Raw genomic sequence first — 19,867 nt, 5'->3', positions numbered from 1 at the left:
AAAGAGGAGACAAAGCTCCCCTCTTGTTGTTTTTCTTTCTGAAAAGCTATTTTCATACAGATTGTTTCTCACCTGAAAAATCCCAAGTCTCGGATTTTTCTCTGTATAGGGAGAGTAGCTTTTTTCTTTCTTGCTTACTTGAATAGACGTGAGAAACGGAAAATGGGAGTCACCAGGAAGGATCTATGAAATAAACCCTACACATCAGGTTGATAAGACCCCGGAGGCTCAACAACTACTCAAGGAAAAATGGAACCTACTTCCCCTTTGTAGATGTGAGCAACCTTCAGCTGGTCTCAACCAAACAAATACACATTAAATAGCTATACCTAATCCATTAAAAGATTATTTAAATTCAACCTTGGTCAATGCTTCAGAACCTGTAGGATGTGGTAAATAATTCACTAAGTCACTTGTACTTGCTAATAAAGGTGTTGAGTGAACAAGTGGAGCCCAAGGTGCATCATCATGAATAATTTCTTGTGCTTGTTTATAAAGTTCATTTCTTTTGCTTTGATCTGTTTCCGTTTGCGCTTGAATTAATACATCATGAAGCTCATCGTTGCTATAGTGGGAATAGTTGTTACTTCCAATACTATCTTTATCTAATAGCGTATAAAGGAAGTTATCTGGATCTCCATTATCACCAGTCCAGCCTAACATATATGCATCAAATTCACCTTTTGACGCTTTATCTAAATATGTCGCCCAGTCAACTGATTGAATCTCTGCTTTTACCCCAATCTCAGCAAATGAAGCTTGAATAACCTCTGCTACCTTCATCCCTTCTGGCATATAAGGACGAGCTACAGGCATAGCCCAAAGTTCCATTTCAAAGCCATCCGCGTAACCAGCTTCTGCTAATAGTTCCTTAGCTTTTTCTAAATCATAAGGGTACTCTTGAATTTCGTCATTGTATCCTTCAATAGAAGGTGGCATTGGATTCTTTGCAGATTCTGCTTTTCCACCATAGAATGCTTGAATAATAGCATCTTTATCAATCGCATGATTCAATGCTTGTCGGACAAGCTTATTATCAAATGGAGGACGATTAACAGTGAATCCTAAATAGCCAGTATTCATAGATGGACGTTCAATAACTTGAAATTGATCATTACCTGTAATTGTTGCTTCATCTGAATTGTTTAATCCATCCATTAAATCAATTTCACCATTTGTTAACGCATTTAATCGAGCTGTATTTTCAGGAATCACACGGAAAATGACCTGTTTTAATTTTGGGAATCCTTCTAGCCAATAATCTTCATTTTTTTCAAGAACAATGCGATCATTTTGCTTCCACTCAACAAATTTAAATGGTCCAGTACCAACTGGCGTTTCTCTAAATTTATCACCGGACTCTTCAATTGCAGTAGGACTAGCCATTCCGAATGGTGACATCGCTAAGTTCTTTAAAAATGGAGCCTGAGGACGGTTAAGTACAAACTCTACGCTATACTCATCTATCGCTTTAACCGAATCAATAACATGTCCTTCTTCCCCTTTAAATCCCCCAAACATTGTATAGTAAGGGAAATCATCTGCATTCCCATTCATCCAACGCTCAAAGTTAAACACAACCGCTTCTGCATTAAAGTCAGTTCCATCATGGAATTTCACACCTTGACGCAGCTTGAACGTATATGTAAGAGCATCTTCTGAAACCTTCCATGACTCTGCAAGTCCTGGATGAAGAGTCGTATCCTGCTCCCCATATTCAATCAACGTTTCAAAAATATTTTCTGTTACTTTAAATGTTTCCCCTTCTGTTGTTGTAATTGGATCAAGTGAAGTAGAATCTCCCCCACGACCAAAAACTAACGTATCCTTTTTCGCTTCCCCACTAGCTGGTTGCTCTTCTCCACCTGTTTCCTGACTAGAGTTACCATTACAACCAACCAAAAGCATACTAATTGCAAGTAGTGAAACAAGAAGAATTTTTAATGATTTGTTTCTCATCGTGTCATTTACCCCCATTTTTTTATTTATCATAAATGTTACATATCAAGTGTTATATAAATGACATGCAACAAAATGACCATTAATCTCTTTACTTTCTGGCTTTGTTATTTTGCATATATCCATACACTCAGCACACCTAGTGTGAAACGCACAGCCAGCTGGCGGATTGGATGGGCTTGGTATTTCCCCATTTATCATGATCCGCTCCCGTTTAATGTCAGGATCCGCTATAGGGACAGCAGACAATAAAGCCTTCGTGTATGGATGCAGAGGATTTGAATAAAGCGTTTCACTATCTGCCAATTCTATTAATCTACCTAAATACATCACTCCAACACGGTCACTAATATGGCGAACGACACCGAGATCATGTGCGATAAATATGTAAGTCAGTTGAAACTCATGCTGGATATCTTTCATTAAATTTAATACTTGAGCCTGTATGGATACATCTAAGGCAGAAACAGGTTCGTCCGCAATAATTAGTTTCGGCTTTGTCATAAGCGCCTTAGCAATACCAATCCTCTGTCTTTGCCCACCACTAAATTGATGTGGATATCTCCTTGCATGAAAGCTGTTTAATCCAACAATCTCCAACATCTCTTTTACTCGTTTCTTTCTCTCTTCCTTCGTTCCTATCCCATGTACAATAAGGGGTTCTTCTAAAATTGTCTCTATCGTATGTCTAGGATTTAAGGATGCATAAGGATCCTGGAAAACCATCTGCATATCTCTTCGTGTTTTCCTAAGGTCAGATTTAGATAAATGTCGTAATTCTTTATCTTCAAAGATAATTCTCCCATCACTAGCTTCTAATAACCTCATTAGCAGGCGCCCAGTGGTAGATTTCCCACAGCCACTTTCTCCGACTATACCTAATGTCTCTCCTTTTTTAACGTAAAATGTCAGATCATCTACAGCTTTTACTTCCCCTTGCTTTTTACCAAACAATCCGCCGTTTATAGGGAAATACTTTTTTAATCCCTCAACCTTAAGAAGTAACTCTGTCATCAGCTTCTACTTCCCCCTTTTCACTATGTAAAAAGCAACGCACGATGTGATTTTTCTCCGTTTGATATAACGGAGGTGTCTTATCAAGACACTCATTTACCATTTCCTCACACCTTGCAGCAAAGCGGCATCCACATTTAATACTTCCAGGTCTAGGTACATTACCAGGTATACTGTAGAGTCGATCCTTGACTCCTCTTATATCTGGTACTGATTTTATTAATCCTCTTGTATATGGATGTTTAGGGTTTTTTAATATCGTACGCACGTCACCTTGTTCGACAATTTGTCCTGAATACATGACAAGCACCCTATCACATACTTCTGCAACTACACCTAAATCATGAGTGATAAAAATAATCGAGGTATCCATTCTTTCATTTAATTCTCTCATTAGAGACAATATTTGAGCTTGAATTGTTACATCAAGAGCAGTTGTAGGTTCATCTGCAATCAACACTTTCGGATTACAAGCCATTGCCATTGCTATCATTACTCTTTGTCTCATACCTCCTGACAGCTGATGAGGATATTCACGTACAATTTCACTCGCCCTCGGAATTCCAACTAATGTAAGTAATTCAATTGCACGCTGCCGAGCTTCCTTCATCTTTAGACTTGTATGTAGCTTAATTGCTTCATATAATTGATTCCCAATCGTAAATAAAGGGTTCAAAGAGGTCATCGGCTCTTGGAAAATCATAGATATATCATTACCGCGAATCTCTCTCATTTCTTTTTCATTGCATTTCGTTAAATCCTTACCATCAAATAGAATTTCACCTGACTCAATTTCACCTGGTGGTATTGGTATTAACCCCATTGTTGATAAAGAAGTTACACTTTTCCCACTTCCAGATTCACCAACAACTCCCAAAATTTCTCCTTTGAATAAATCAAAACTTATTCCATCTACAGCAGGAATTAGATTCTTTTCTGAACGAAAAGATACCTTCAAATTTTTAACTTGGAGTATCTTATCTTGATTCACATCAACACCTACCTATTATCTTATAAAAATTTTAAATTATTAAAATATAATGAATATACCAAATATTATTTCATAAAACTTGTACTAATATTGTTGATTTTTGACAGAAAACCACCCCTTTTTTCCGACATTTTTCCCAATGTCCCTTTATAGCTACACACTTGTCCTGCACGACTAAATGAATGAATGCGGCTACAACTACTAGCATTTTTCTCTTTCATTGAATAGAATAATAATCCGAATAGCATTATCATTTTTTCAAAGGCTGCAGAGTATATCTTGATCATTACAGGTTTTATATGGGATTTAAAGGATCTAGTTACTTTATGTTCCATGTTATTTATCCTATGGAGGAGCGGAGACAAATAGTAGAACGCTTACATAAAAAGCAGTAAATGGTAGAATACTCCTACTATTCACTGCTTTTTCCACATTTATATATTTTTAAAAAGCTCATTCCTTTTAACTCAAGCTAAAGGAGACACTTTATTTAAATGAATGATGATTCCTTCCTTTCATTTTGTTGCTAGTAAAATTTGAGACACTTATCCATATTCAATGAATTTTAAATTGCACTCTAAGTAACAAGAAATGGCCTATTCTCAAGAAAAATTAAAACTTGTACCTAGGGAGAAGATTAGCGTAGAATTCAGGAGAAACAACGTACGATACGTATTTACCTTTACAGAATAAAAAAATAGAAAGTAGTATGCAACTACCTCCTAATTCTTTACTGTTCTTCATTATTTTTTTGGATGCTTCGTAAAGCTGCTACTCTTTCGTTTTTCTCTTCAAAGAACTGAACGAGATCTCCAATTCTGTCAATAGCATTCCAGCTAAGATGATGTTCAATGCCTTCTACATCATCATAAATTTTATCCTCATCAACGCCTATAATGTTCAAAAATTGCTCTAGAAGTTCATGACGATATACGAGTCGTTTACCTGTTTTTTTCCCTTTATTTGTCAATACTAAACCACGGTATTTTTCATAAATTAAATATTCATCTTTATCTAATTTTTGTACCATCTTTGTGACTGAGGAGGGATGAACAGCCAATGCTTCAGCTATATCCGAAACACGTGCGTATCCTTTATCTTCAATTAGTAAGTAAATTTGTTCAATATAATCTTCCATACTAGGTGTTGGCATGTGGTTCCCTCCAAATTTGCCGATCTTTTTTCAACGAAATCATTTCAATTTTACATGAGTTTAATCCCCATTACAAGGTATATCAAGAAATGCACTAATACTTAAAACCTAGGTACCTTCATTAGATGCTTATCATGATACATGATGCGATTTTAATAAAGATGCTATTTTACTTAAATCCATTTCATACACATGCTTATTGTTTCTTTCGTTCAAACTACTTAAGTAGCTTGGTACTGATTTAACATGGCATTGATACGCTCTACGAAAAAGCCACAATAAGGGCGGAATACTATCGATCATTAATCTAATAACGTTCATTCATTTTAGCAGCCAAGGAGTTAATCATAGCAGAAAGTTTGTTCTCAACAGCTCTTGGGTAACGTGATTTTTTCATCATTACAGAATATATTGGATTAATATCGATGACTGAAATAATACCTTCAAATCGTTGGGGAGGTTCTCATTTATATTCTTCTCGTAGAATAGTCATGGGGACTTTGCCACCAGTCTCATACGTTTGTGTGGGTAAATACTTATTTCGAGATTTTCGGGAAGAACTCTCTTTTTGCATCTTTTGAATGCCCATGAAGCTCTAAGATTTAATTTTTTCATTTAATCGATTGTGTATATATAAAGAATAGGTTTGAGCAAAAGTATTTTCATGAACCCATACTTTTCGTTAACTCAAAAGAACCCATTTTGAAAAGTTTACTCAAAACGGGTTCTTTAAATATGAAACAATCCACATTTTTTCTTTAATTGGTTATTAATCATTTTCTCTAGTCGATTTTCACTTAAAGCACCTTTACTTTACGTACATTATAATAGTCCATCGTTACTGTATATAGTTAACTATCTTTATTTTTTAGGGACTTCCTTTACTTTTTAGAATCAAGTTTTTTTGAAACAGTTAACATTAGTCCCCCGACAGCTACTATGCAACCACGAGTAAAGAGAGTATAAGGATTCCCAAAACCACCAAAGAACAGTACAAATAATCCCAACCCTAAAACTAACCATCCAGCAAATAAAAAGAAACTTGAGAAAAATTCACCCATCATTATACCACCTTGCATAAATAGTACCTAAACCTTTTGATGGTAAAATCCACAGAAGCACCTCTATTTCAAAGCTACAACTGTGATCCCTATCTTTTTATTATAGTCCACACTTTAATTGGGCACCACAGCTTGTACATGTGTTACAGCCCCCAATATCTTCAACTGTACCCTCACGACAAACTGGACATTTGTTTCCAACTTCATTTCCAATCGTGACATCTGTCGAACGTAGATCATTAATTGTGTCTACCAAGACAACTTTCCCTTTTTCTTTTTCTACAACTTCTTCGTCACTTTCGTCAAACGAATTCTCTTCTGCTTTTAATGTTAGAACTTGTGTGTCACGGCTTCCATCAACATAAACCGTCCCACCTTTTGCTCCACCTTTATATAGTCGTTCATAAACTTTTTCCACCTGTTCAACACTATACCCCTTAGGAGCATTTACTGTTTTAGAGATTGAACTATCAATCCAACGTTGAATGATACACTGAACATCAGCATGTGCCTCTGGTGCTAATTCCATCGCTGATATAAACCATCCTGGCAGATCGTTCGCATCAGCGTCAGGATGTTGATCTAAATATTCTTGAACGATATCTGCTTTTACTTCAATAAACTTCCCTAAACGTCCGCTTCGGAAGTAAGAGAATGAGAAGTAAGGCTCAAGGCCTGTTGCAACGCCAACCATAGTTCCTGTGGATCCAGTAGGAGCAACAGTTAATAGATGTGAATTACGAATTCCGAATTTCTTTACACCTTCACGAATATCTTCAGGCATTTTGCTCATAAAGCCAGTTTGTGTGAATGCTTCTCTTAGACGATTTGTTTCTGCCTCTTGTTCATTAAGTAAGAATGGGAAGCTTCCCTTTTCTTTAGCAAGTTCAATAGAGGCACGGTATGCAGTAGTCGCAATTGTTTCGAATACTTTATCAACTAACTGATTACCTTCTTCAGAGCCGTACTCTGTTTCACAATAAATTAGTAAATCATGAAGACCCATTACACCAAGACCGACACGACGCTCACCTAGTGCTTGATGTTTGTTTTCTGGTAAGAAGTACGGAGTTGCATCGATTACGTTATCTTGCATTCTCACGCCAACTTCAACTGTTTTTCTAAGCTTTTCGAAGTCAACTGTTTTTGTTTCTTTGTTTGCCATTTCCGCAAGGTTTACTGCTGCTAAGTTGCAAACGGAATATGGTGCGAGTGGTTGTTCCAATTTTTGTTATCCTATCGGCTTTTTATCCGATAGTTCTTACGGTTTTATTCCCGCAAGTTCAGCATATCTTTTCATTACACACTTTTTTCATAAACCTAATCAATTCTTTTCTTCCACAATCTTCTCCAAAAACAGCTTTTGAGATGACTCTAATGTCCTTCACTCCAAACTTACTTTGGATATCGTGTATTAATTGAGAAATAGTAGTTTTAACTTTATTTAAAGGTGTTCATAAGACTATATCCTTGTTGTCGATTGACCAACTTATAATATAATCTCTTATACCTTTGTGGATAGATTCTCGTTTCTCCATGTATTGAACTGTTGCATTTCGAATAGCAGAGTTGCCTGAGCATGTTCTACTACAATATTTCTTAGTTGAAGTAGATCACACCTCATATCTACTATTACATTCAATACATTTTCATTTCTTGACTTAATTTCAAACTATCTTCTCAAGTTTTCCATTGTGATCGTAGAAAAAGAAATCTGGTTTATAAATTTTATATCCAATATCATAGGAACGGTCTTCATAACTCCATTGTTTTTATGAAAATTGAGATATTTTGCATAGGCGTATTCATAAGAACTCCTAAGATAATAGTTCTTATAAAATCCAGCATACTCCTTGTTCATGCACATCATCTCAATACCATTTCCTTTATAATGATATAAATATAAAAATAAGTGTGTCATGCTGCGGCCTCGTGGACGGGTTATATTCTCATAAATAGGTTCACCGTCTATGCGTTGCCCCTGACTAAATCTTTACATTCAGCCTTCGGTTCGGATTAGCATCTCAGCCTTCCCGCTTTATTCCGCAGTTTTTAACGTGAGGCAAACTAAGCCACTTTACCACACGGATTTGTCGCAACAACTTGCTGACCATACGCTTTAGCATTTGTCATGTCGTTCGCATTATCAATAAAGAAAATTCCTGGCTCCGCTGAATACGTTGCACAGATATTAATTAGGTTCCAAAGCTCTTTTGCTTTAATTTTGCGGTACGTACGAACTTTGTAACCAAGTCGAGCCCATTCTCGTACATCCCCAACCTTGTACCACCCTTCATTGTATTCGTTCATTTCTTGCTGAGTGTAGCTCTCTACATCTGGGAATCGAAGCTCATATTCGGCATCATTCTCAACGGCTTCCATAAAGTCTTTCGTTAATGTAACCGAAATATTTGCTCCAGTTAAAAACTCTGAATTATGAACACTATAAGTACCGCCAGTACGTAGCTTTAACTCTGCGTCTTTAATAATCTTTTCACTAAATCCACCTGTACCCGGAATCTGCTTGTAGTTCACAATTCCTTGATACATATCAATTTCTTGTTGTGTTAGTGGTGTGAATTTTAATTTTTCTTGAGCGTATTTTTTAATCGCTTCATCGTTTGTGTTTTCAATTAGGTAACGTAAAATTCTTGGGTTTTGCATTTTTGAGATAATGAATTCTATGATGTCAGGATGCCAGTCTGCTAGCATGATCATTTGCGCCTTTTACATGTTACGTTGATTCGTTAAATCAACTCTCTAAGTCACCTTAGAGTTCAGACCATATCTTACACTCTTCCTGAGCGCCCTCGCACTTCGGGATTACTTAATCCCTACTCTACTCACTTCCGCCATGTATGACGTGTTTTCGATGGTCGTTGAACCTTCTCCATAACAGGAGCTTGGCTGCTGATTGTCTTTATCCACTTACTGTTTTCTAGCATTCACGCTTACCGTTTCCAGTTACGTTGTAGCCAGTAAGTCATGTATGATGCATGAAGATAATTGAAAATGACATATTTTACATTTTTGTATTTCAGATGCATCATATGGTTTTATCATTTTTATATCACCTTTAGTTAAGTATCTAGAGGTAATGAATAACTTAAACCATAAAGAGTTTCCAGCAATTCACGAGGTATTTTATAGACGAGGCACGCGTTAAACTACTCTACCTCGTCTTGAACCACCCTGTTCAACAAGATGTGTCAGCTTCGCAATGTCATCTAACCATGAAACAGATCCTGATGATTTTCCGTTAACACCTTTTGCAAGTGTGTTTCGTGGTCGCAATGTTGAACCGTTCGTTCCTACGCCGCCACCTCGGCTCATGATTTCCATTACTTGCTTACGATGCTCTGAGATCCCTTCACGTGAATCTTTTACAAATGGCATTACGTAGCAATTAAAGTATGTTACTTCTGTTCCTGCACCAGCTCCATAAAGGACACGACCAGCTGGAATAAAATTTAAATTCACAAGCTCTTGATAGAACTTTCCAAACCATTCTTGACGTTTTTCTTCTGTTGTTTCAACCGATGCTAATCCCGTTGCATTTCTTTTGGCAATTTGTTCGTAAAAGATTTCAAGTGGTTTTTCAATGACATCTAACGAGCGTTTTACAATTCCTGTTTCTACTTCCTCAGGTTTCTCTAAAGTATGCCTAAATTCTTCATCTACTTGCACACTTGCTAATTTAGTCTCCCAATCGATAGACTTGATAAATCCAAGTCCTCTCGCAGGAAACTTAGGGTCCTCTTTTATAGTTAAAACGACGAAGTCTCCTTCAGATAATGTAATTTTCTCGGTATCCTTAAATGTGTAACGATCTAACATCACTAGTCTTGATACACCTTTATGGGTTAACTTCATGTCTTTTGTAATTGGATGAACTTGTGGAAATGCAGCAATATCTTTATTTAACTTATCCACATCTAAGCTCATCTTCTGCTCTGTAAAAACTGTCATTGTAACAACTCCTCTATCTTTCTACTAAATATACTGATTTAATTTATCATACCCACTTATATTATTCAATATATAGTACCTACTTTCCTTCAAGTAATACTATATATAGTTTATAGGTCAACTATATTACAATTTGTCAAATTGATAACTTATTAAAAACGCAAGGAAATGAAAGATTTAGTTAGGTTAATAAGTAATTAAGGGGAATTTTGAAGGATTTTGTCACTTGCATGAGTAAACATCCCAGAAAGTGCAGTAAATTAAAGCTTTTTCATTTCTTTTACACCTTCATTACTTTTCGTCAAAATTCTACAAGTCTGACCTTTGAAAGTATTCACCTGCAGGAATTTCGCTTATTATACTCCGATTACCAAGGAACAGAAGTCAATATTAAACATGAAAGCTTATAAATCTCCCTCATTATATGTTTCCAAATAAATAATGGACGTAATCATAATCGATTACGCCTCATTCTCACATTATCTCTTGAAATTCCATTCATCACTTTCATACTTTTCTTTTGCGATTGTCTCGACATATAAAAGCTCTTCGTCAGAAAGTTCGTATGGCTCTAACTCAATATTTAGGCCTTTTTCAAACCCTTCTTTAAATGCAGATTTTGCCTCTTCAATTGTTACTGGCTTCTCTCTAAGTGTATTTGTGGCAACAGCTTTACTTTTAAAGGCACGTTGCATTCTTTCTTTTACACGATCACTTGGATACTTAAAGAGATTAAAGAGCATGTCTTCATCCAGATCTAGTAAAATAGAGCCGTGTTGAAGGATGACACCTTTTTGTCTTGTTTGGGCGCTTCCTGCAACCTTTCTTCCCTCCACTACTAATTCATACCATGATGGAGCATCAAAGCAAACGGCAGATCTCGGGGATTTAAGACCTTGCTTTTCCTCTTCTGTTCTAGGAATCGCAAAGTATGCATCTAGACCTAAATTTTTAAATCCTTCTAATATTCCCTCGGAAATGACTCGATAGGCCTCTGTCACTGTTTTTGGCATTTCTGGATGTTCTTCAGAAACAATTACACTATATGTAAGCTCCTTATCATGTAAAACACCACGACCACCTGTTGGTCTTCTTACAAACCCTAGTCCATATTTTTTCACAGCTTCCAAATCAATCTCTCTTTCCACTTTCTGAAAATATCCTATTGAAAGTGTAGCTGGATCCCATCCATAAAATCTAATAGTAGGAGGTATCTTTCCTTGACTATGCCATTCAAGTAGTGCCTCATCTAATGCCATGTTAAAGGCAGCAGAGCAATTACCAGAATCAATATAACGCCAAATTTCTTTCGTCATGATGCAAACCCTCTTTTTCGATAGTTTATTTATTTAGTCTAGCAGAAGTTTTTATGGAAGAAAATAATATTGCTCCTAACCTAATGACATTTGAGACAAGCTCTTATATAATAAGTAAGGTCTATATGAGTTCATCTGAGCTTACAAACAAAGAAAAACATGATATAAAGGGGTCGAGTATTTTGACAACAACATGGTTACTTATTATCTTAGCAGCTGCCATTATTGGATATTCTGCTTTCTCTTACTTCTATCAACGTAAAATAATGAAGCATTTAACTGAAGAAGATTTTCGTGCAGGTTATCGTAAAGCTCAATTAATTGATGTTCGCGAACCAAATGAATATGAAGGTGGACATATTTTAGGAGCTCGTAATATCCCTCTTTCCCAACTCCGCCAGAGACACAAGGAAATTCGTTCAGACAAGCCAGTTTATCTTTATTGCCAAAACACCGTGAGAAGTGGACGTGCTGCTCAAATGCTTAAGCGAAAAGGCTATCAAGATATTAGCACTTTAAAAGGTGGATTTAAAGGCTGGTCAGGAAAAATAAAGAAAAAATAAGATGGCTTCCCTAAAAGCAGGCGGTTACTTCGAGGAAGCTTTTTGGGGAACCCAGAAGGCAAATGCCTGTAACGGAAATCAACAAACACATTTATCAGCGCCTACTTTAAAAGAAGAGAATTTGTTTTCTCCCTTACATCCTAAAAAGGGAGTTCAAATTCTACTTCTTTTTTTAATGGGATTTTTACGGACTAACTAAAAGAAATCTAAAAGAAATCAATAGCTTTAAAATTTTTGAGCAAACTAATTTAAGTAGGAGTAACTAAACCTCGTGGGTATAGCATTTAAGCCATTAACGGGTATAATACATCTAAAAACATAGATAGACGTCAATTTACTTAAACTTATGCAAAGCTGATAAAGCACAAATGCGCCGCTACACTTTTTTTAGAAGAAACAAAGGTAAAGCCAAAAACATTTAAAAATATAGGCTTACCGCCTACCAACTTACTTTTCGCTCTTTGTCGCAGGTTCTGAAGTTAACTAATCATTTACATAATAAAAAAACAATAATGTATAAAACAGGATGAAAAAGATGGGATATGACAAAATATTTATAAATAAAACCCTCGCTTTTTCGTTAAAAACTCGGTACCATTAGAGTTAAAATAGCTAAGTACATATATATGTTGGAGGAGTCAAAATTTGATAATCGCTATATTGTTTTTTCTTTTTATGTCCTTCTTTTTATCAGGAAGTGAAACAGCTCTAACTGCTGTTAATAAAATGAAAATAAAGTCTAGAGCTGATAATGACGATAAAAAATCTAAAAAGTTATTAGAGCTTGTGTCTAAACCAGATGAGTTAATTACAGGTATTTTAATCGGTAACAATATTGCCAATATAATGTTGCCAACACTAGTTACGATTATTGCTTTAGAATACGGGATTAACGTCGGAGTAGCTACTGGAGTACTAACCATCGTGTTAATCATTTTCGCAGAAGTTCTACCAAAGTCAATTGCAGCTACATTCGCTGATAAGATTGCCTATTTTGTGTATCCGGTCATTAAAGTCATATTGTTTGTCTTTAAGCCACTAATCTTTTTATTGTCAAGATTTACAAGAATTGTTATTAATAAATTATCTAAAGACGAAGAAAGTGCAGCCTCTATCTCGAGAGAAGAGCTGATCACTATGGTCAATATCGCTACTTCAGAGGGGATTCTTCAAAATGAAGAAACACAAAGGATAAAAGGAGCAATTGACTTTTATGATTTAGATGTTCGAGATGCACTTAAAACACCACGTACAGAAATTCAAGGTATTGCTTGTGGTACTTCTTTTGAAGAGGCTCGTCATATTGTTTTAAATGGAAGCCACACTAGGTACCCTGTCTACAAAGATAATATGGATCAGATCATTGGTGTTTTACACTCTAAGTCCTTACTAGCATGGTCATTAGCACCTGAAAAGAAATTGGAGGATTTTATTGATATAGAACCACTGTTTGTATTTGAATTCCATTCAATTGAAAAGGTGTTTAAATTAATGTTGAAAAGACAAAGACATCTTGCAATTGTTCTAGACGAATATGGCGGAACGAAGGGAATCATTAGTCACGAAGATATTATTGAGGCGATGATCGGCCAAGAAATTAAAGATGAAACTGATGAAAATGAGGATATCCTTATCCATGAAATAACAGGCGACCAAATGATTTGTAATGGTAAAATTTCATTAAGAAGACTTAATGAAGTGTTTGATACGAAAATACCCGAACAAGAAGATATATTAGCAGGGTTCATCTCAACAGAAATAGGTCGTTTCCCTACAGAAGGAGAAGAATATACCTATGAAAATCTTCACTTTAAAGTGTTAGATGTTGAAGAAAGCAAGCTCAAAAAAATTAAAATTTCAAAACTAAATCTAACTGAAGAGCTTTAAGATAAATATCCTAGTACTCCTTTACTACTAGATTTACAATTTTTTCAAAAAAGACTTGGACAGAAGTGCCGGAAACCATACCGCATCAATTATATGTACGCACAGAATGATCAAGTGTACACAATAATTTAGATCGGCAGGTGCCCGGCTCTTTGTTTTGTCCGAGCCCTTTTTTATTATAGATATTTTGTAAACTCGTTGTTCCATTAAATAAAATGCAGGAACATTCCCTGCATGAAAACTAGGGAATCTATTCTTCATAGCTTCTTTATTTTTTACTGAATCTTGTACCCCTTAGCAGCAATTACTAAAAAGAACCTTATCTTATTTTGCAAATCCAATCTTTTGCTTAAGAAAGTTTAATCCAAACTTCTGCTCTTGTTTTAGTTTTTCTTGCCTTTGCTGATGATCCTTTACAAAAGCTAAGAACCTTTCTTCTCGAGCATCCGTCTGCTTTTGAGCAATTTCTCTTTCCTTATGAACTTCTTCCTTATACAGCGCTCTTTCATTTTCAGCCTTTTCAGCTAAAGAGGAAATCATATCCTGTACATCTGAAAATTCAAATCTAGCAACTTCTGTCTGTAATTTGGCTGTGTCTGAGATTTTTTGATGTACAGAGTGAACTACATTTTTCTCTAATTGATTAAGCTTTTCGTTTAATTTTAATATTTCCTGGACTTCTCTAGAATCGATAAACGATGTTATTCTTGATAAAGAGCTTTTCAGTTCTTCTAATTCGGAGGTTTGCATGTTAGAGTCTTGAGCTTTCATTCCTGCTACTTGATTACGTAGTAGTTGTTTAATCGTTTCATTATCCAAATTGCTTTCTTTGAAAGATTTTATTTTACGGAAAAATTCAATATTATCCGTAGTAAGTAATCGACTGTTTTTTTCATCTCTATTAACTGTAATGAACTCTGAAAATTCTTCCTCCCAATTTTTTAGTATGAAAGATTTTTCTCCAATTAATGCTGCTGCCTTAGAAATTGTTACATATTTTGCTGCCAATGTACTACACCAACCTTTTCTATATTTTTTCTTATTAGTCTAATTCGATTAATAAGAACCCAAATTCCTTCCTCTCGACAAAGGTTCTAAAAACTAGTCATAAAAGGTGTGAAAAGGTGATATTTCTGCAGAGAATAACAAAAAACTGACTCACCATACAGCAAGTCAGTTTTTTCAACATTATCTTTGATATTTTAAGATTGGTTTCCTCGCGGCTGTCGTTTCGTCTAGACGTTTTACAACCGTTGTATGAGGTGCTTCTTGAACAATTTCTGGATTTTCTTCCGCTTCTTTTGCTATCTGTATCATTGCATTCACGAAGGAATCTAATGTTTCTTTAGATTCTGTCTCCGTAGGCTCAATCATTATACACTCCTCCACATTTAATGGGAAATAGATGGTTGGTGGATGATAGCCAAAATCTAATAACCGTTTCGCTATATCAAGTGTACGTACGCCGAGCTTTTTTTGTCGCTTCCCTGAAAGGACAAATTCATGCTTACAATGTTGATTGAAAGGCAAGTCATAATAAGGTGCCAAACGTCTCATCATATAGTTTGCATTTAATACTGCATATTCCGTAACTGCCTTCAACCCATCTGGTCCCATTGTACGAATATATGTATAAGCTCGTACATTGATACCAAAATTCCCGTAAAATGGTTTTACACGTCCTATTGATTGAGGACGATCGTAATCAAAATGATAGCTTTTGTCTATTTTTACTAGTACCGGTTTTGGTAAGTAAGGAATTAAATCTGATTTCACACCCACAGGACCTGATCCCGGACCTCCACCACCATGTGGACCCGTGAATGTTTTGTGAAGGTTAAGATGAACCACATCAAAACCCATATCTCCTGGGCGTGCTTTACTTAATACTGCATTTAAGTTTGCTCCGTCATAATAGAGCTTTCCACCAGCATCATGAACAATTTTTGCCATTTCTAAAATATGTGCTTCAAATAGACCTAATGTATTAGGGTTTGTTAACATTAATGCAGCTGTCTCCTCATTAACAACTCGTTTTAAATCTGCTAAGTCAACTAAACCATTTTCGTCAGATTTTACGGTAATTGTCTCAAAGCCAGCCACTGTTGCAGATGCTGGGTTTGTTCCATGAGCCGAATCTGGAACGATCACCTTCGTTCTTTTTGTATCACCATTCGCTTCATGGTATGCACGGATCATCATTAATCCAGTCCATTCTCCATGCGCTCCAGCTGCAGGTTGAAGAGTCACCTCATCCATTCCAGTAATTTCTTTTAAATGCTCCTGAAGATCGTATAACAGCTCCATTGCACCTTGCACAGTTTCTTCTTCTTGTAATGGATGAATATGTGCTAAACCAGCTATTCTAGCTACATTTTCATTAATCTTTGGATTATACTTCATCGTACATGAGCCTAATGGGTAAAAGCCAGAATCAACACCATGGTTACGTTTTGACAAGGCTGTGTAATGTCTCATGATATCAAGCTCTGAAACTTCTGGTAGTTCTGCATTCTCTGTTCTTATATAATCAGAAGGAATGAGTTCATCTAATGACAATTCGTCAACTTCAAGCTCCGGTAAACTATATCCAATACGGCCTTCTTTACTTAATTCAAAAATTAGTGCTTGATCTTGATTATTCATTGCCATCCCCCAATTCCTTTACAAGTGTGTCAATTTCGTCTTTTGTACGTTGCTCTGTAACAGCAATCAACATATGATTTTCAAGTGTAGGATCAACTTTACCTAAATCAAAGCCACCGATGATGTTCTTTTCTAAAAGCTCTTTGTTAACTTCTGATACAGGCTTTGATAATTTCACTACGAATTCATTAAAGATTGGTTGATTAAACGGTACTTCAATACCTGCTTTTATACATGCTCTTTTTGCATAGTTCGCTTTTTGGATATTTTGAATAGCCATTTCTTTCACACCTTGCTTACCTAATGCTGTCATGGCTACAGAAGCAGCAAGTGCATTCAACGCTTGGTTTGAACAAATATTTGACGTCGCTTTATCACGACGAATATGCTGTTCACGTGCCTGAAGTGTTAAAACAAAACCGCGTTTCCCATTTTCATCAGTTGTTTGACCGACTAAACGACCTGGAACTTTTCGTAAAAGCTTAGTTGTTACGGCAAAATAACCACAATGTGGGCCACCAAATGCTGTTGGAATTCCAAATGGCTGTGCATCGCCAGCAACGATATCGGCACCAAATTTACCAGGAGGCGTTAATGCACCAAGTGCTAATGGATTAGAAGAAACGATAAACATGCTTTTCCCCGTATGAGCAATTGGCTCAATATCTTGTAACGGCTCAATATTCCCGAAAAAGTTCGGATATTGTACTAAAACAGCTGCAACGTCTTCATCCATTTCCTGTTTAAGAGCATCCATATCTGTAACTCCATCCGTTGTTGCAATCTCAATCACATCAATATATTGACCCTTAGCATATGTTTTGATAACATCTCTAGACTCTGGATTGACAGCCATTGATACAAGAATCTTCTTCTTTTTCGTATGACCTGCTGCAAGCATAGCTGCTTCTGCTACTGCTGTCCCGCCATCATACATAGAGGAATTAGCTACATCCATACCTGTTAACTCGCATATCATCGTCTGAAATTCAAAGATTGCCTGTAGCTCCCCTTGAGATATTTCTGGTTGGTAAGGTGTATAAGCCGTATAAAACTCTGAACGTGAAATAACATGGTCAACGATTATTGGCATATAGTGGTCATAAACACCTGCTCCTAAAAAGGATGCATAGCTTTTTAAATCTTTATTTTTTGAAGCCAGCTTAGTTAATTCTTTTAGTAGCTCTGTTTCAGATTTCGCTTTTTTTATTTTATACTCTCCTTGAAAACGAACACTTTCTGGAATATCGTGAAATAATTCTTCAACAGACGAAACTCCTATAGCCTCTAACATTTCCTGTTTATCTTTGTCCGTCATTGGTAAGTAACGATGATTCATAGTTAATCTCCTCTCCAACCTAAACACATAATATTTGACTAGCTTCATGAACTGTGAATGTTATTCTAGGCTCTTCTCTCAAACATTGTTGCTATTTTATTTCAGATTTAGTGACGATTCGTCCTAATTCACACAAAATAGTTTTTAGAAAGAAAAGAGCTACTCTCCGTATTAAAGAAGAAACGTTGTACATAAAGGAAAACTGGAACTTAAGGTTTTTCCGGAAAGCCACTATTTTGAATACTGCTATCCTCTTTAAAAGATTATTTTATTTTGATCGTTTGTAAAATGGTGTAGCAACGACTACAGCATTTAAGCGTTTTTTGCGAATTTGAACTTCTAGCTCTGTTCCTAGTTCTGCAAATTCTTTATTTAGTAGGGCTAACCCTATATTTTTCTTTAATGTTGGAGATTGTGTACCAGTTGTTACTTCTCCAATTTTTTCATTGTTTACAAAAACCTCATAGCCATGTCTAGGAATTCCTTTATCTAGAAGCTCGATTCCTACTAATTTCCGTTTAGCACCATTTTCTTTTTGCTCTTTTAATACGTCTTTGCCATTGAAATCTTCCTGTTTATTTGTTTTAACAGCAAAACCTATCCCAGCCTCAATCGGTGTAATATCTTTTGTAAGCTCTTGGCCATACAGGGGAAGTGTTGCTTCAAAACGCAATGTATCTCTAGCACCTAAGCCACAAGGGAGTAGTCCTTCTGCTTGACCAGATTCCAGTATCGTCTCCCAAAGATGCACTGCATCCTTTTCATTACAATACAATTCAAATCCGTCTTCACCCGTATATCCTGTTCTGGATACGAGAACTTTTTTGCCTGCAATTTCTACTCCATCAATAAACTTAAAGAACCTTATTGTCGATAGGTCTGTCTCAGTCAGGGTTTGGAGAATGGTTTGTGCAGCAGGTCCTTGAAGAGCGAGTAACGCGATTTCATCTGAAATGTTATTTAGTGTAACATCTCCAATGAGGTTTTCTTTAAGCCAGTTTATGTCTTTTTCGATATTAGAGGCGTTAATAACGAGTAAATAATCATTGTCCGCCTTTTTATAAATAAGGAGATCGTCAACTGTTCCCCCGTCTTTATAACACATTGCCGTATACTGAGCCCCACCATCTTTAAGGAGAGAAACATCATTCGTCATCATCTTCTGTAGAAAAGCTAGGCTGTTTGTTCCACGGACTTCAACCTCTCCCATATGTGATACATCAAATAATCCAGCTTTCGCTCGAACTGCCTCATGCTCTTCTTTAATAGAAGAAAATTGTACTGGCAAATCCCAACCACCAAAATCAATAGTCTTTGCTCCATAGTTTTTATATACATCAAACAATGGTGTTCGTTTTAAATCAGTCATGTTTTACTTACCCCTCTCTAAGTTAACTTGTATGGATCTAAATCATTTATTTGACACGTGTTTTTCAATATGTGTTGCCGCTTGCTATGTATAAAACCCGCGTTTCACTTTCACCCTTTAACGTGGTGGGGGTCTGGCACCAAAAAAGGACAGAGTACTACCACTCAATTAGGAATGGTAGTCTCTGTCCTTTACACCTGAAAGTTTACATTATGCAGTACGTTAGTTAACATATTACACAATGCTTTCCCCTTTGGTAGTTTGCTATTTGCAAACACTCTCCAGAGTCGCGTCAAATAAGAGTCTTTTTGCCTGAGAGATTCACAGTTGTTTGCTCCTTCGGCGCTATAAAATCTATAGTCTCTCCCCTTATTCTCATCCGCACATATTTCATTTCTTTTTTGGCAATACTAGTAAAAACAATGACGACATTTTCAACATTTAGACATTTCAACAAGCATGAAAGCGTTAAGCTATCTGAATGATAAGCAAATTATGAACTTTCTTACCTAATATCCTACCACGGGAAAAAGAATACATCAATTACTTTTTTCCTTAATATTTTTGTTTTTTTACAACTTAATGTTCGGTTTTAAAAAG

Annotated in this window: 12 protein-coding genes, 3 pseudogenes and 1 riboswitch; of the genes and pseudogenes, 2 read left to right on the top strand and 13 right to left on the bottom strand. The window is 36.1% G+C overall.

Features of this window, described 5'->3' with window-relative positions; genetic code table 11:
* Nucleotides 1-345: 345 nt before the first annotated feature.
* The 9 genes and pseudogenes from A9C19_RS06695 to A9C19_RS06645 all read right to left on the bottom strand — a co-directional run bounded on the left by A9C19_RS06695 (nucleotide 346) and on the right by A9C19_RS06645 (nucleotide 11,463).
* Complete coding sequence (locus A9C19_RS06695) at nucleotides 346-1,959, bottom strand: ABC transporter substrate-binding protein (RefSeq protein ID WP_072579221.1); 1,614 nt, start codon at nucleotides 1,957-1,959, stop codon at nucleotides 346-348.
* Between the two features lie 45 nt (nucleotides 1,960-2,004).
* Nucleotides 2,005-2,973, bottom strand: a complete 969-nt coding sequence (locus A9C19_RS06690; protein ID WP_072579220.1) for an ABC transporter ATP-binding protein — start codon at nucleotides 2,971-2,973, stop codon at nucleotides 2,005-2,007.
* Nucleotides 2,954-3,964 (bottom strand): ABC transporter ATP-binding protein, encoded by a 1,011-nt coding sequence (locus A9C19_RS06685; RefSeq protein WP_072579219.1) that lies wholly within the window; start codon nucleotides 3,962-3,964, stop codon nucleotides 2,954-2,956. Before A9C19_RS06685 ends, A9C19_RS06690 begins: the two co-directional genes overlap by 20 nt.
* A 730-nt stretch (nucleotides 3,965-4,694) precedes the next feature.
* Nucleotides 4,695-5,117: a transcriptional regulator MntR gene (gene mntR / locus A9C19_RS06675; RefSeq protein WP_072579217.1), complete on the bottom strand. Its 423-nt coding sequence runs from the start codon at nucleotides 5,115-5,117 to the stop codon at nucleotides 4,695-4,697.
* A gap of 881 nt (nucleotides 5,118-5,998) precedes the next feature.
* Entirely contained in the window at nucleotides 5,999-6,178 is a 180-nt protein-coding gene (locus A9C19_RS06670) for a hypothetical protein (protein WP_072579216.1), read from the bottom strand.
* A gap of 100 nt (nucleotides 6,179-6,278) precedes the next feature.
* Nucleotides 6,279-7,400 (bottom strand): annotated as a pseudogene (locus A9C19_RS06665) (hypothetical protein); the annotation flags it as partial.
* A gap of 854 nt (nucleotides 7,401-8,254) precedes the next feature.
* Nucleotides 8,255-8,893: pseudogene (locus A9C19_RS06655) on the bottom strand (vitamin B12-dependent ribonucleotide reductase); the annotation flags it as partial.
* A gap of 459 nt (nucleotides 8,894-9,352) precedes the next feature.
* Nucleotides 9,353-10,147 (bottom strand): annotated as a pseudogene (locus tag A9C19_RS06650) (ribonucleotide reductase N-terminal alpha domain-containing protein); the annotation flags it as partial.
* 479 nt (nucleotides 10,148-10,626) lie between these two features.
* Nucleotides 10,627-11,463: a lipoate--protein ligase family protein gene (locus A9C19_RS06645; protein WP_072579211.1), complete on the bottom strand. Its 837-nt coding sequence runs from the start codon at nucleotides 11,461-11,463 to the stop codon at nucleotides 10,627-10,629.
* A 179-nt stretch (nucleotides 11,464-11,642) separates the two neighbouring features.
* Between A9C19_RS06645 and A9C19_RS06640 the strand changes: the two genes are divergently transcribed.
* On the top strand, nucleotides 11,643-12,026 hold the full coding sequence (locus A9C19_RS06640) for a rhodanese-like domain-containing protein (RefSeq protein WP_072581776.1): 384 nt from the start codon (nucleotides 11,643-11,645) through the stop codon (nucleotides 12,024-12,026).
* Between the two features lie 645 nt (nucleotides 12,027-12,671).
* Complete coding sequence (locus A9C19_RS06630) at nucleotides 12,672-13,913, top strand: CNNM domain-containing protein (protein WP_072579209.1); 1,242 nt, start codon at nucleotides 12,672-12,674, stop codon at nucleotides 13,911-13,913.
* 324 nt (nucleotides 13,914-14,237) lie between these two features.
* On the opposite strand, the gene A9C19_RS06625 is transcribed toward A9C19_RS06630, so the two are convergent.
* From A9C19_RS06625 to gcvT, 4 genes are all read right to left on the bottom strand, one after another.
* Nucleotides 14,238-14,921: a MerR family transcriptional regulator gene (locus A9C19_RS06625; protein WP_072579208.1), complete on the bottom strand. Its 684-nt coding sequence runs from the start codon at nucleotides 14,919-14,921 to the stop codon at nucleotides 14,238-14,240.
* Between the two features lie 180 nt (nucleotides 14,922-15,101).
* Nucleotides 15,102-16,559 (bottom strand): aminomethyl-transferring glycine dehydrogenase subunit GcvPB, encoded by a 1,458-nt coding sequence (gene gcvPB, locus A9C19_RS06620; protein ID WP_072579207.1) that lies wholly within the window; start codon nucleotides 16,557-16,559, stop codon nucleotides 15,102-15,104.
* On the bottom strand, nucleotides 16,552-17,898 hold the full coding sequence (gene gcvPA / locus A9C19_RS06615; RefSeq protein WP_072579206.1) for an aminomethyl-transferring glycine dehydrogenase subunit GcvPA: 1,347 nt from the start codon (nucleotides 17,896-17,898) through the stop codon (nucleotides 16,552-16,554). The genes gcvPB and gcvPA overlap by 8 nt, the downstream gene beginning before the upstream one ends.
* 268 nt (nucleotides 17,899-18,166) lie before the next feature.
* Complete coding sequence (gene gcvT, locus A9C19_RS06610) at nucleotides 18,167-19,267, bottom strand: glycine cleavage system aminomethyltransferase GcvT (protein WP_072579205.1); 1,101 nt, start codon at nucleotides 19,265-19,267, stop codon at nucleotides 18,167-18,169.
* 290 nt (nucleotides 19,268-19,557) lie between these two features.
* Nucleotides 19,558-19,646, bottom strand: a riboswitch (glycine riboswitch).
* Nucleotides 19,647-19,867 lie beyond the last annotated feature (221 nt).

It is taken from the genome of Bacillus weihaiensis, from assembly GCF_001889165.1.
Classification (GTDB): Bacteria; Bacillota; Bacilli; order Bacillales; family Bacillaceae; genus Metabacillus; species Metabacillus weihaiensis.
Note: the sequence above shows the minus strand (reverse complement) of the source record. Positions and strands in the feature narration are given on the sequence as shown.

What these genes read in the sequence shown, in the direction of transcription:
- A9C19_RS06670 (WP_072579216.1), bottom strand. Translation starts at nt 6,178, where the DNA reads ATGGGTGAATTTTTCTCAAGTTTCTTTTTATTTGCTGGATGGTTAGTT.
- A9C19_RS06645 (WP_072579211.1), bottom strand. Translation starts at nt 11,463, where the DNA reads ATGACGAAAGAAATTTGGCGTTATATTGATTCTGGTAATTGCTCTGCT.
- gcvPA (WP_072579206.1), bottom strand. Translation starts at nt 17,898, where the DNA reads ATGAATCATCGTTACTTACCAATGACGGACAAAGATAAACAGGAAATG.
- mntR (WP_072579217.1), bottom strand. Translation starts at nt 5,117, where the DNA reads ATGCCAACACCTAGTATGGAAGATTATATTGAACAAATTTACTTACTA.
- A9C19_RS06695 (WP_072579221.1), bottom strand. Translation starts at nt 1,959, where the DNA reads ATGAGAAACAAATCATTAAAAATTCTTCTTGTTTCACTACTTGCAATT.
- A9C19_RS06690 (WP_072579220.1), bottom strand. Translation starts at nt 2,973, where the DNA reads ATGACAGAGTTACTTCTTAAGGTTGAGGGATTAAAAAAGTATTTCCCT.
- gcvT (WP_072579205.1), bottom strand. Translation starts at nt 19,267, where the DNA reads ATGACTGATTTAAAACGAACACCATTGTTTGATGTATATAAAAACTAT.
- gcvPB (WP_072579207.1), bottom strand. Translation starts at nt 16,559, where the DNA reads ATGAATAATCAAGATCAAGCACTAATTTTTGAATTAAGTAAAGAAGGC.